This is a genomic window from Colwellia sp. BRX8-5, from assembly GCF_014077325.1.
GTDB lineage: Bacteria > Pseudomonadota > Gammaproteobacteria > Enterobacterales > Alteromonadaceae > Colwellia_A.
In genome coordinates this window covers 1-12,417 of record NZ_JACGVR010000012.1, presented here as the reverse complement: position 1 = coordinate 12,417, position 12,417 = coordinate 1, and the positions used below count along the sequence as shown (strand labels likewise).

Genomic DNA, 12,417 nt, shown 5'->3' with positions numbered 1-12,417 from the left:
ATTGCAAGTTCTTTGGCTCGCAAAGAATTTACAATAAAAAGGAAGTAAAATGCGTGTATTAAAGTTTGGCGGTTCATCTCTAGGGTCAGCAGAACGTTTTGTGCAAGTTGCCAAAATTATAGCTGACAAAAGTAACGATTCTGCCGTTGCCGTCGTTGTTTCCGCCCCACAAGGCGTAACCAACCATTTAGTGGCTATGGCAGAGAATATTAGTGATGAAATAAAATTACAGAATGATTTAGAACACTTCAGAAAAGCTATTATAACCATTATTGATGATCTTGGTGCCAGTTTACCAAAATTCAGCCCATTACATGCAGAGCAAGTCCTTATAAACTGGGAGCATAAGCTTTCACGTTATCTACAGGGTGCGACTATGTTGTCTTATTGCCCGGATCATATCCGCGCTATAATTATCAGCATAGGTGAGCGTTTAAGTGTTGCCTTGCTCGAATCTGTGTTGAACGCACAAAGTATTAAAACGTCTGTTATTGAACCAGAAAAATTTTTAATCACCAACGATGCGTCTCTTAATGCAGTCGCTGATTTAGTCTTATCAAAAGAAAACTTCGAAAACCATTACAACAATCTCAATAAAGTTGCCTTAATGCCGGGTTTCATCGGTGTTAACAAACAAGGACAAGTAACAACGCTTGGCCGCAATGGTTCTGATTACTCTGCCGCTGTTCTCGCGGTTTGTGCTCAAGCTGAGTGTTGTGAAATATGGACGGATGTTGATGGTGTGTTTAACGCAGATCCTCGTCTAATAAAGGAAGCAAAATTACTTGATTATTTGTCGTATCAAGAAGCGATGGAGCTTTCATATTTTGGTGCTAGCGTGCTACACCCAAAAACGATTGGCCCCATCGCTCAATTTCATATTCCTTGTTTGATTAAAAATACCGGTAATCCTGCTGCGCCAGGAACCTTAATATCTAACGAGGATGATCAAACTAAAAAAGTTAAAGCGATATCTAATCTTGATGATTTAACCATGGTCAATGTATCAGGACCGGGCATGAAAGGCATGGTTGGCATGGCCAGTCGTGTATTTGCCACTATGAGTCAAGAAAAAATTTCTTTAGTCTTAATTAGCCAGTCTTCCAGCGAATACTGTATCAGTTTTTGTATTCACACCAGCGATGCTGAATTAGCCGAACTAAGCTTACAACAAGAGTTCGAACTAGAGTTACTCAATGGTTTACTTGAACCGTTGAAGTTACAACATGAATTATCGATTATTTCTCTGGTTGGTGACGGTATGCATCATCAACAAGGAGTTGCTGCTAAGTTTTTCAGTTCATTAGCCCAAGCGCGTGTCAATGTCATCGCTATTGCCCAAGATTCGTCAGAGCGTAGTATTTCTGTTGTGGTAGAAAAACGTAAATGTACTGATGCAATGAAAGTCAGTCATCAAAATTTCTTCACCCACAAACCCACTATTGATGTATTCCTTGTTGGCTGCGGCGTCGTTGGTAGCGAGCTTCTTGCGCAAATTGCTCGTCAACAACCTAAGCTTAAAAAGCAAAATATTTCTTTAAAGGTGTATGGTATTGCTAACAGTAAAGGTATGGTTTTTAATACTGAAGGTATTGATTTAGATAACTGGCAAGCAGAAATGAAAAGTGACGCTGTTCCAGTAAATGTTGAAAACATCAAGGCTTTTGTCCGCGAGAATCATCTGATTAATCCGGTATTAGTCGACTCAACATCTAGTGAATCTTTAGCGATGAGCTATGTAGAGTACCTTGAAGAGGGTTTTAATATTGTAACGCCAAATAAAAAAGCCAATACTGACTCTTGGCAATACTATCAAGCGTTGCGCAGTGCAGCACAGAAGTCTAACCGTCGCTTCTTATATGAAACAACAGTTGGTGCTGGCTTACCCGTAATTGATACCTTACAAAGCTTGCTAAAAGCGGGTGATGAATTAGTACGTTTTGAAGGGATATTGTCTGGTTCACTTTCCTATATGTTTGGAAAACTAGAAGAAGGTATGACCGTTTCTCAAGCCACCGCTATCGCCAAAGAAAATGGCTTTACCGAGCCTGACCCTCGTGACGATTTAAGCGGTATGGACGTAGCGCGTAAATTGTTAATCATGGCGCGTGAAGCAGGAATACCGCTTGAGTTATCAGATATCTCTATAGAGTCAGTGTTACCTGCAAACTTTGATGCGAGTGGTGATGTCAGTGAATTTATGAAGAACTTAGCGAAAATAGATGATGAATTTTCTCAACGAGTAAAAGTCGCAAAAGCTGAAGGTAAAGTTTTACGTTATATCGGCAATATAGTTGATGGAAAATGTAAAGTTGCCATTGAAGCTGTTGCCAATGATCATCCACTTTATAGTGTTAAAGATGGTGAAAATGCGTTAGCAATACATAGCCGTTATTACCAACCACTACCGTTTGTATTACGCGGTTATGGCGCAGGTGCTGCGGTTACCGCCGCCGGTGTGTTTGGTGATCTATTAAGAACATTAGCATGGGAGCAACAGCACTAATGACTATATCTGTTTTTGCTCCCGCATCAATAGGCAACCTAAACGTTGGCTTTGATGTTTTAGGTCTAGCGGTTAAGCCCATTGATGGTACTTTATTAGGTGATGTAGTTACTATAGAGTCAGCCACAGAGAATAAGCTGATTGTGATTGGTGAATTTGCCAATAAACTACCGGGTAAGGCCACAGACAATATTGTTTGGCATTGTCTAGAGCTATACAACCTAGCACTTGAAAAAGCGCAACAAGCGGTTAAAAAAGTACAACTAACACTAGATAAAAAGATGCCGGTTGGCAGTGGTTTGGGCTCAAGTGCTTGTTCTGTAGTCGCAGCTCTGGTCGCACTCAATGAATTCTATCAGCAATATTTTGATGAAAAAACACTGTTATTTATGATGGGTCAAATGGAGGCAAAAATAAGTGGCAGTTTGCATTACGACAATGTCGCACCATGTTATTTAGGTGGTTTGCAATTAATGGTGCCAGACAAACAGCTTATTAGCCAGAGTTTGCCCCTATTTGATCATTGCTACTACGTAATGGCTTACCCAGGTATTAATGTCTCAACGAAAGCTGCGCGCGATGTTTTACCCAAGCAATACAGTCGTGCTGACGCCATTACTTTCGGACAAAATTTAGCAACTTTTGTTGATGCTTGCCACCGTAATGATAAACAACAAGCATTTTCAGTACTCAAAGATGTACTTGCAGAGCCTTATCGTCAGCACTTGTTACCAAAATTTATCGAAGCTAAAGACTATTTAAGCGCTCAAGGTCATTTAGCTGTAGGCATTTCAGGATCAGGGCCTACCTTATTTTGTGTCTGTGATTCGCTTGAAAAAGCCCAAGATAGCGCGCTTTGGTTACAAAAAAATTATTTACAAACAGACTCAGGTTTTGTTCATGTCTGTCAGGTTGACTTAACGGGTGCTGAGAGATTGCCCGCTTAATCACTTTATTAAAAATACCAAATTTATTAGGAATATGTTGTGAAATTTTATAATTTAAAAGAAAACGATGAACAAGTCAGTTTTGCTGGTGCGGTTAAGCAAGGACTAGGAAAAAATCAGGGACTCTTTTTTCCTGAAACAATCCCAGTGTTAGATAATATCGATGAATTACTCGCTATGCCTTTAGTTGAAAGAAGTGTACATGTCCTCTACCCGTTTGTAGAAGGTGATTTAACTAAAGCGCAATTAACTGAGATTGTGACCAGTGCTTTTAACTTTCCAGCACAAATTCAACCCATCAATAAAGACAGAGCTATATTAGAGCTTTTTCATGGTCCAACACTCGCCTTTAAAGATTTTGGCGCGCGTTTTATGGCTAAATGTTTGCAAGTTTTTAGCAAAGATAAAAAGATCACTATATTAACGGCGACCTCAGGTGACACAGGCGCGGCGGTTGCTCATGCTTTTCATAACATTGAAAATATTCGTGTGGTGATCTTATATCCGAAAGGAAAAATCAGCCTGCTACAAGAAAAAATGTTTACGACCTTAGGCGGCAATATTGAAACACTCGCTATTGACGGGAGTTTTGATGATTGTCAGGCGTTAGTTAAAAAGTCATTCGATGATAGAGAGCTAGCTACTACTATAGGTTTAAATTCAGCTAACTCAATAAATATCAGCCGCTTATTAGCTCAGGTATGTTACTACTTTGAAGGGTTTGCACAGTTATCTCGTCAAAAGTGTAAAAGCGAATTAAACGATGTTGTGGTATCGATTCCCAGTGGTAACTTTGGTAACTTAACCGCTGGTTTATTTGCTAAAGCACTCGGTTTACCGATAAAAAGATTTATTGCGGCAACAAATGCCAACGATACTGTGCCTCGTTACCTAAAAACAGGTGAGTGGACGCCTAATGCTACTGTAGCGACAATTTCAAATGCTATGGATGTTAGCGATCCTAACAACTGGCCTCGCGTTGAACATATGCTAAAGTCTGGCATAGTTCCTAGCGATTGTATTAGTTCAGTTTCAATTGATGAAGAACAAACACAGTCAACTGTTTTACAGTTAGCCAAGCTGGGTTACATCAGTGAACCACATGCAGCCGTTGCCTATAAAGCGTTACAGTACAATGCAGATGAAGGTGAATTTGGTGTGTTTTTAGGCACCGCACACCCAGCAAAATTCAAAGAGGTGGTTGAAAGTATTTTAGGACAACCAATCGGTCTACCAAAAGAGCTTGCTGACTGCGCCAGCGAAACCATTTTATCAAAAGATATGGCCGCTAACTTTAGCGACTTACGTGATTATTTATTATTAAACGATCACTAATTTCGTTCAGTTAAAAACACGTTTATAATGGTCGTTAATTTAGATTAACGGCCATTTTTATACCTCATGATAAATCAAAATATTAAGCCGCAATGGCAACAACTTATTAATCAAGAACAAGCCAAGCCATATTTCATCGAACTAAACCAAGTAATTTCTCAACAACGAGCAAAGGGCGAAGTTATCTTTCCTGCGCAAAACGATATTTTTAATGCTTTTTGTTATCAAGATATTAAAGACACTAAAGTGGTTATTTTAGGGCAAGATCCCTACCACGGTGAAGATCAAGCTCATGGACTCGCTTTTTCTGTGCAACCCGGCATTAACGTCCCACCTTCATTAGTCAATATTTATAAAGAGCTTGTTAATGAGTTTGCTGACTTTAATAAGCCAAGCCACGGTTGCTTAACGCAGTGGGCAGAGCAAGGGGTGCTATTACTGAATACGGTTTTAACCGTCAAACAAGCACAGGCTCATTCTCATGCTAAGTTAGGTTGGGAAACATTTACTGATGCAGTAATAAAGCACATTAATCAAGAAAGTAGCGGTTGTGTATTCTTACTTTGGGGAGCTCATGCGCAAAAGAAAGGAAAAAACATTAATACCGAAAAGCATTTTGTATTAAACGGGCCACATCCTTCACCTTTATCGGCATATCGCGGTTTTTTTGGCTGTCAGCATTTCTCAAAAACCAACCAATGGTTACAATCAAAAAATATGACTCCGATAAACTGGCAGTTGCCTGAACAAGCATAAGGTTAACTAAAAAAAGATACAGCCCTTAGTAAACATCAGCAAAGGGCTCCTTTTTATTAAAAATAAGATGTTAACTTATAACTTGAATAGTCCTAGATTTTTATCCGTTAACGCATCACGCCAACCCCCTAGCCATTCTGATTTTGCATCTGTATTTTGATAAGGACATTTTTCTTTTGTTTTTCCGGTGAGGCCTGCTTTATAACCATTGGAATGTGCTCTGCCTAGACGATCTCTTTTCTTTGTTTGCATCGATAACTCTCCATCATTGTCTTGGTGATACTTATTAATACTTGTCGAATAAAACAGCAGTCGACAATTCAGTTAAGAATAAGCAAGAGGCTAAATCAAGTAAAATTACGATTAAAAAGTGTTCGACAGTTAATGATTGAGAGCTGAAAAATCCTAATTATAAGATTAAATAAATAAAACAATTTGTTAGCAACAAGCGTTATTACCTATGATTATTAAAAGTTATTTTTATATAAAAAATTATTTTAATGTTGTGGAATACCTAAGCGACTTGAGCGTAACAGTGGTTCTAACATGCCTTCAAGACCATTGAGTTTTATTTCGTAAATTAATTCAAGTTGCTGTCCTAGCTTACCTTCAGGAAAACCTTTTGATTTAAACCACACTAAGTAAGGCTCTGGCAATTTTAGTAAGGGTCTACCTGCATATTTTCCAAAAGGCATTATTTGATTTACAGCATCGAGCAAAGCTTGTTGATCTGAAAACATAGTTTCTCTACTTATTAAATTTTCTTGTCGGGATAATAACTCAAAACCTTTTAACATCATAAAAGTGTCACAAGGTCTATTTATAATCATCCTAAGTTTATCGACTAACTTCAAACAGGGAACGAACATGTCTATAATAAGAAAACGCAGTGCGGCGCACAAAGCTTATATTCCTTCAAATGCGCGAGATAACCAATATATTTTAGCTGAGTTTGCCATTACCGATGAATTAATAGAGTTAATTTCTCCAAATATTTCAACGCATAGCACTCAACCTTACTATGATTTTTATCAAAGTTTATCACAATTATTATTTACGCTAAGTAATGACTATGCGATACAAAGTAGCTTATTTATTGCTAACGATAAATTAGTTCGCGTTCGCTACAGTCAAGAAATGCACCAATGGCAAACCAGCCAGCAAATTTTATTTTATTACGATCCTCAAAATCATCAATTACAAAATTCTTTTTTTGATGCCAGTATTCGCGCAAAAAAGATCACCCTGCTGTTTTTAGCCTCTGGCGACGACATTCGTTTTAATGCCGCGGCATTTCATCAAAAAGTGACTCGGTTACTGCATAGTTTTATCGAGCAAACAAAATTACCTAACCAAGCGATACGTTTACGTGATCATCAACATCTTACTTATGATTTATTTGCTAAAAATAAAGGCTGCTTAGGCACACAAGCACATAAATTACGGCCGATTGATGAACGCTATAAATCACAAAACGTTGTTATAACACCGAACGCATCGGCAATAAGTTATGCGGTAATTAATCTAACGATTGATAATCGTTTATTGGGTTTAGTCGACATTGATGCCAATTCTAAAGATCCATACAATCCGCTTTATACTTATTTAACTGATACTTTTTCACTGGTGGCTAAGCGCTTTAATTTAAATAATGGGGCGTTAATCGCTAATGGTTTAGTCCCCATTGTCCGACATAGTTTGCATGAAATAATTTCTAAGATGGGTGAGTTACAAATGTTAGGTTATAACCCTAAACAGAGTCCCTGTGGCTTGGTGAGTAAATGGAAAGCCGATGAGTTAGTTGATAACGTACAACTTATCTTTGTGGCTACCGCAGAAGATTCCCAGCACAGCGGCTATGGCAAGTTTATTAACCAAATAGAACAGGCAATGCGTTTATTAGCGACCGAACTCGAAATCCCCATTAATAAAGATGAATTAACGTTAAGGTTTCACCAGCATATTGCTTATAATATTGAAAACTAAGGTTAATCAACTTCACCATTAACCGTTGGCTTTTTCTGTAGCTTGCGTTGTAGGGTTCTGCGGTGCATTGAAAGCTGACGAGCCGTTGCTGAAACATTACCATTATTAAATTTTAAGACTTGTTGAATATACTCCCATTCAACCTGCTCGGTTGACAACGTTGGCTCATTTATAATGTTTGTTGCTGAATTTGCAACCAATGTTGATTTTTTTAGCGACGAACTGTTAGCGTTTTTAGCTAAGGCCGATAATAAAGTCTGTGTATCGACCGGCTTGGTTAAGTAATCATCTGCGCCAAGCTTTATTGCGTCAACTGCAGTAGCGATACTGGCAAAACCAGTTAATAAAATAATACGACTCTTTGGCAATAGCTTCCTCATCGGATTAATCAAATTTAAGCCACTTTCATGATGGAGTTTCATATCGAGCAATATGAATTCAGGCAATTGACGATGACAGGTTAATAATGCATCGTTAATATTATCGGCCAACCAACAGCTGTAGCCATGTTTTTCCATACGCCTTTTAAGCGTATTAGCAAAGGTACTGTCATCTTCAACAATTAATAATTTCATTCACTTTTTTCCTGCATATCATTAACCACTAACGGTAATTTCAACGTTACTAATGCGCCACCGGCAACGTGATTGGTTAAGGTAAGTGTCACACCTAATCGCTCTAAACTTGCATGACTCAAAAATACCGCCATACCTAACCCTTGCTTGCTGTTTACGGGTTTAACGCCTAACTCACTTAGTGTTAATTGGGTAAAACCACAACCAAAATCACGAATACTGAGTTGCCAATTTTTTTCATCAAACAAGCTAGATAACTCAATTTTATCACTACCGCTGGCTTTAGTGGCTCGAATCGCATTATTAACTAAATTTAAAATCGCTGGCAATAATGAAGCATCAGCCAATACTTTAGCGTTTTCACTGAGTATTGATTGGTGCGTCTCAGACAAAAAGTTCACCCTAACATCAGGATAATTTAAGTTAATATGATCACGCATTTCTTGCACAATATCAGCACAAAGTACCTCTTTTGACTTTTGCTCTTTAATCTCAAAAACCATTTTACGAAACTCAGCTAAACTTCTGCTACAACGTAATAACTGTCCTTGTAGGTCAACAATCGCTGGGTGCTCAGGTAGCTCTTCACTGAGTTCATCGACAAGCAGCTGTACAGTTGCTATGGGAGTAGCGAGCTGATGAGTTATTTGCGCAGAAGCGACCCCTAATGACATAATTTTTTCTTGCTTTAATTGCTCTTCCCGAAAAGCAGCTATCGCCTGTTCTTTTTGAGAAATTCTTCGTGCCATTTGGCCAACAACGGTTGCAACAACAATGCTAGAAAAAAGAAAATTGATCCACATACCAATAAAGTGGCTTTGCATATTGCCATGCATTACTGACATGGGTAATAACCACAATAAAACACTGTATGAAGCAATCGCTAATAGTGCGACACTTCCAAGTAACAGCGGTGTTAACGTCACAGCAGCAATAGCAATAGGAATAAGTAATAACGAGACAAAAGCATTAGTTGCTCCGCCGCTAAAATACAAAATAAGTGAGAGAAATAAGATATCAGCGCAAATCTGCCCAAGTAAGGCGAGCTTATCGGCTTCTTTCCCAGATTTATAATATAAATAGCTGACTAACGTAAATAAAGCTTCAATTGAAATAACAATAATGAGCGGTAACCAAGGCAGCTGATAGTTTAAAACGCCATTAACAAAAAGTATTAATATCAGCTGAATAATAATTGCCGCACTGCGCAATAAAAGAACGGTGCGAACTTGGTTAAACTTTCTAAAAAATAAAGACATAATATTTTTATATTGGTTAATCGTATTTGTTGATGTTACGCTAATTTTTATAATTTTAACTGATCAAAAACAGTTTATTTTAAATTTCAGATAAAAACATATAGACATCTAAACGTCTATTGTTATACAGTTATTTTAATCAAATTTATTAAGGTTTATTTTAATGTCATCACATGAAGAAAAAATCACCCTGGCAGGCGGTTGCTTTTGGTGTATTGAAGGTGCATACAACCAATTAATCGGCATTAAATCTGCCGTATCAGGTTATATGGGCGGTAGCGCAGCGCTAGCAACTTATGAAGACGTTTGCTCGGGTCAAACCGGTCATGCAGAAGTCGTGCAGTTAACCTTTGATAGCACAGCGATCACTTCTCGTGAAATATTAGAAGTGTTTTTCACGCTACACGATGCCAGCCAATTAAATCGTCAAGGTAACGATATAGGAACCCAGTATCGCTCAGGGATTTTTTATCACAACAAAGAACAACAGCAAATTGCTGAAGATATTATTAAAGAAGTCGACGCCAGCAATATGTATAGCTCAGCGGTTGTGACCGAAGTAACTCAAGCGTCAGAGTTCTTTTCTGGTGAAGATGTTCATCAAGACTATTTCAATAATAATCCTGGTAATCCTTACTGTCAGGCGATTGTTTCGCCTAAGCTCGCAAAATTTAGAAAAACGTTCGTGGGTAAATTAAAACCATCAGAGACTTAAAGCCATATTGTCAGCTTGAGAGTAAAACCTCACCTTTCACAAAGTGCGTAACACTGAAATAATCAGTGTTACGCATCTACTGCCAAGTACTGATTTAATACATCAAGGTATACAGTTTTCTGCGAAATTTATTGGCTAATGGATCGCCATCAGGTAAAGCCTTTAACACATCAAGATAAAGATCTTTGCTTGCAGCATCACTACTATCTTTTTGCATTAAACGAAACAGTAACGTCAACGCTTCTTCATGTCGGTTGACTTGGCTGTATTGCGCAACAAGTTGATGTTGTAAAGCAATGTTGTCAACGTCGTCCACTAACTGTGCTTCTAGTGCTTTAATTTCTGGTGAGTCGGCGGCTTGACTGGCAAGCTCAAGTTTAGCGATAAGCGCTTGATAGTGACTGTCTTGGTCAACCATTAAAATAGTGGTTAATAAAGATTCTGCTTCGCTTATTTTACCCGTTTGTAAATAAACATCTGCCATCATTAATTTAATGTCGGCACGTTCACTATTAAGTTGATAAGCACTATTAATGACCGTGAAGGCATCATTAATATTATTATCAGCTAATAACTTTTGCGCCTGAATGAGTAATAAGTCTTCTTCTTTAGGTAAATGATTCGCTAAAAATTCTTTTATATTGTCGTCATCTTGTGGCCCAGTTAAACCATCAAGTGGTTGGCCATCTTTCACTAAAATCGCCGTAGGTAAACCTTGAATACCAAATTGTTGGGCAATTTGTTGCTGAGTTTGACAATCAACCGTGGCGTATAATATATACTGCTCAAAACCCTGCAAGCCGATGGCTAGCTTATCTTTTAGCTCCAAACTTTCAGGGACCTGTGCCGCCCAAAAGTCAACTAAGACTAACTTCGATTTTGATTCTTCTAAAATAATTTGTTGAAAATTTTCTAGGGTGATTTCAATGGCATTTGTAGTCACATTCACTTCCATTTAGTTTATTGATGAGCGTCTATAATCTATATTTTGGGGCAATTATAAAAAGCGCAAGTGCCTTAATGCAAAAAGCTGAACGCCTATCAATGAAGGGACATTCAGCTTTCGTATCATATAAGTCTAATAATAATTAGACTTCGTTTAATAACTCACGAGCAATAATGATTTTTTGGATCTCGCTGGTGCCTTCATAAATAGTGGTAATACGTACGTCGCGAGCCATGCGCTCAAGCGGATATTCTTTAATATAGCCGGCACCGCCCATTAATTGCAAAGCGTCATAACAAGCAGTATTCGCTTTTTCTGCGGCAAATAACTTCGCCATAGAAGCGGCTTTACCAAAGGGTAACCCTTGTTCTTTAGTATAAGCAGCTTGCATTAACAATAAACGGGCTGCCTCTAAATCTGTGTAACGTTCGGCAAGTTTCCATTGTAAACCTTGGAAGTTTGATAATGCTTGGCCAAACTGCTTACGTTCAGTGATAAAAGCACGAGCGTAATCCATGGCGGCTAAACCAATGCCTAGCGCTAATGAACCAATACCAATTCGACCGCCCGCAAGTTCGCCGACAGCAACGCCAAAGCCTTTATTTTCTTTGCCCATCATGGCACTAGCAGGTATCCGACAATTACTAAAGCTCACTTCATTAGTAGGTGATGCTTTTTGCCCCATTTTTTCTTCTGGCTTACTGACCGTAATACCTGGTGTATTTGCTTCCACTAAGAAACATGAAATACCCTTACCTTTTCGAGCGGTCGCGTCCGTTACCGCCCAAACAACAAAGATGTCAGCAAAGCTGGCACTGGTAATATAGAGTTTGCTGCCATTGAGTACGTAGGCATCACCGTCGAGTACCGCAGAGGTCTTCATGCCAGCAGGATCTGAACCGGCGTCATTCTCTGTTAAACAAAAAGCACCTGCTTTATATTCACCACTACATATTTTAGGTAAATATTTTTGCTTTTGCTCTTCATTACCAACCGCTTGAATAACTTCAGCAACCATATTTGTCACTGATGTTGTTACTGCGGTTGCTGCACATGCGCGTGCTATTTCTGTTATCGCTAAGCTAAAAGCAACCGTGCCTGCTTCAACGCCACCATATTCTGCTTTAATATTTAAGCCCATAAAACCCAGTTCAGTTAACTGCGCAAGGTTGTTGAGGAAAAGTGTTTGATCTTGGGTTTCATCAAGTTCGGCCGCTACAGGAGCTAATTCGCTTTCAGCGAATTTTTTTGCCATATCTTGAATCATCATCTGTTCTTCGGTTAATGATAAATTCATTCGTTACTCACTTTTATATATTAAATTTGTATTTATTTGTATTTAGATGCGTATTTAAAAATTAAATCGCATATTTAAATTTATTATTATTATTA

Annotated in this window: 12 protein-coding genes; 6 read left to right on the top strand and 6 right to left on the bottom strand. The window is 38.4% G+C overall.

Features of this window, described 5'->3' with window-relative positions; translation table 11 throughout:
- The first annotated feature begins 49 nt into the window (after positions 1-49).
- From thrA to ung, 4 genes are all read left to right on the top strand, one after another.
- Entirely contained in the window at positions 50-2,506 is a 2,457-nt protein-coding gene (gene thrA / locus H4J62_RS09910) for a bifunctional aspartate kinase/homoserine dehydrogenase I (protein WP_182213221.1), read from the top strand.
- Positions 2,506-3,453, top strand: a complete 948-nt coding sequence (gene thrB / locus H4J62_RS09905) for a homoserine kinase (protein WP_182213220.1) — start codon at positions 2,506-2,508, stop codon at positions 3,451-3,453. The genes thrA and thrB overlap by 1 nt, the downstream gene beginning before the upstream one ends.
- A gap of 39 nt (positions 3,454-3,492) precedes the next feature.
- Entirely contained in the window at positions 3,493-4,788 is a 1,296-nt protein-coding gene (gene thrC, locus H4J62_RS09900) for a threonine synthase (protein WP_070374836.1), read from the top strand.
- Positions 4,789-4,854: 66 nt separating this feature from the next.
- Complete coding sequence (gene ung / locus H4J62_RS09895; protein ID WP_182213218.1) at positions 4,855-5,544, top strand: uracil-DNA glycosylase; 690 nt, start codon at positions 4,855-4,857, stop codon at positions 5,542-5,544.
- 75 nt (positions 5,545-5,619) lie between these two features.
- Here the strand turns inward: ung and rmf are convergent, their stop codons facing one another.
- Together rmf and H4J62_RS09885 are read right to left on the bottom strand one after the other, a co-directional pair.
- A complete protein-coding gene (gene rmf, locus H4J62_RS09890; RefSeq protein ID WP_070374838.1) occupies positions 5,620-5,796 on the bottom strand; it encodes a ribosome modulation factor in 177 nt (58 codons plus the stop codon).
- Positions 5,797-6,041: 245 nt separating this feature from the next.
- Entirely contained in the window at positions 6,042-6,284 is a 243-nt protein-coding gene (locus H4J62_RS09885) for a DUF3820 family protein (RefSeq protein WP_070374839.1), read from the bottom strand.
- Positions 6,285-6,411: 127 nt separating this feature from the next.
- Here H4J62_RS09885 and H4J62_RS09880 point away from each other — a divergent pair, with 127 nt between their 5' ends.
- Positions 6,412-7,530, top strand: coding sequence for a DUF3083 family protein (locus tag H4J62_RS09880; RefSeq protein WP_182213216.1), 1,119 nt, complete (start codon positions 6,412-6,414; stop codon positions 7,528-7,530).
- A gap of 2 nt (positions 7,531-7,532) precedes the next feature.
- Here the strand turns inward: H4J62_RS09880 and H4J62_RS09875 are convergent, their stop codons facing one another.
- Together H4J62_RS09875 and H4J62_RS09870 are read right to left on the bottom strand one after the other, a co-directional pair.
- On the bottom strand, positions 7,533-8,105 hold the full coding sequence (locus tag H4J62_RS09875) for a response regulator transcription factor (RefSeq protein ID WP_182213214.1): 573 nt from the start codon (positions 8,103-8,105) through the stop codon (positions 7,533-7,535).
- Positions 8,102-9,364: a HAMP domain-containing sensor histidine kinase gene (locus tag H4J62_RS09870; RefSeq protein ID WP_182213213.1), complete on the bottom strand. Its 1,263-nt coding sequence runs from the start codon at positions 9,362-9,364 to the stop codon at positions 8,102-8,104. The genes H4J62_RS09875 and H4J62_RS09870 overlap by 4 nt, the downstream gene beginning before the upstream one ends.
- A gap of 163 nt (positions 9,365-9,527) precedes the next feature.
- On the opposite strand from H4J62_RS09870, the gene msrA reads away from it, so the two are divergent.
- Positions 9,528-10,079 carry a peptide-methionine (S)-S-oxide reductase MsrA gene (msrA, locus tag H4J62_RS09865; RefSeq protein ID WP_182213211.1) on the top strand — a complete coding sequence of 184 codons (552 nt, stop codon included), beginning with the start codon at positions 9,528-9,530 and terminating at the stop codon, positions 10,077-10,079.
- A 94-nt stretch (positions 10,080-10,173) separates the two neighbouring features.
- On the opposite strand, the gene H4J62_RS09860 is transcribed toward msrA, so the two are convergent.
- Together H4J62_RS09860 and H4J62_RS09855 are read right to left on the bottom strand one after the other, a co-directional pair.
- Entirely contained in the window at positions 10,174-11,022 is an 849-nt protein-coding gene (locus tag H4J62_RS09860) for a tetratricopeptide repeat protein (RefSeq protein ID WP_310733497.1), read from the bottom strand.
- Between the two features lie 145 nt (positions 11,023-11,167).
- Complete coding sequence (locus H4J62_RS09855) at positions 11,168-12,322, bottom strand: acyl-CoA dehydrogenase family protein (RefSeq protein WP_070374843.1); 1,155 nt, start codon at positions 12,320-12,322, stop codon at positions 11,168-11,170.
- Positions 12,323-12,417 lie beyond the last annotated feature (95 nt).

Coding starts and splice junctions, on each gene's coding strand:
- H4J62_RS09885 (WP_070374839.1), bottom strand. CDS start 6,284: ATGTTTTCAGATCAACAAGCTTTGCTCGATGCTGTAAATCAAATAATG.
- H4J62_RS09875 (WP_182213214.1), bottom strand. CDS start 8,105: ATGAAATTATTAATTGTTGAAGATGACAGTACCTTTGCTAATACGCTT.
- thrB (WP_182213220.1), top strand. CDS start 2,506: ATGACTATATCTGTTTTTGCTCCCGCATCAATAGGCAACCTAAACGTT.
- H4J62_RS09880 (WP_182213216.1), top strand. CDS start 6,412: ATGTCTATAATAAGAAAACGCAGTGCGGCGCACAAAGCTTATATTCCT.
- msrA (WP_182213211.1), top strand. CDS start 9,528: ATGTCATCACATGAAGAAAAAATCACCCTGGCAGGCGGTTGCTTTTGG.
- thrA (WP_182213221.1), top strand. CDS start 50: ATGCGTGTATTAAAGTTTGGCGGTTCATCTCTAGGGTCAGCAGAACGT.
- rmf (WP_070374838.1), bottom strand. CDS start 5,796: ATGCAAACAAAGAAAAGAGATCGTCTAGGCAGAGCACATTCCAATGGT.
- H4J62_RS09855 (WP_070374843.1), bottom strand. CDS start 12,322: ATGAATTTATCATTAACCGAAGAACAGATGATGATTCAAGATATGGCA.
- ung (WP_182213218.1), top strand. CDS start 4,855: ATGATAAATCAAAATATTAAGCCGCAATGGCAACAACTTATTAATCAA.
- H4J62_RS09870 (WP_182213213.1), bottom strand. CDS start 9,364: ATGTCTTTATTTTTTAGAAAGTTTAACCAAGTTCGCACCGTTCTTTTA.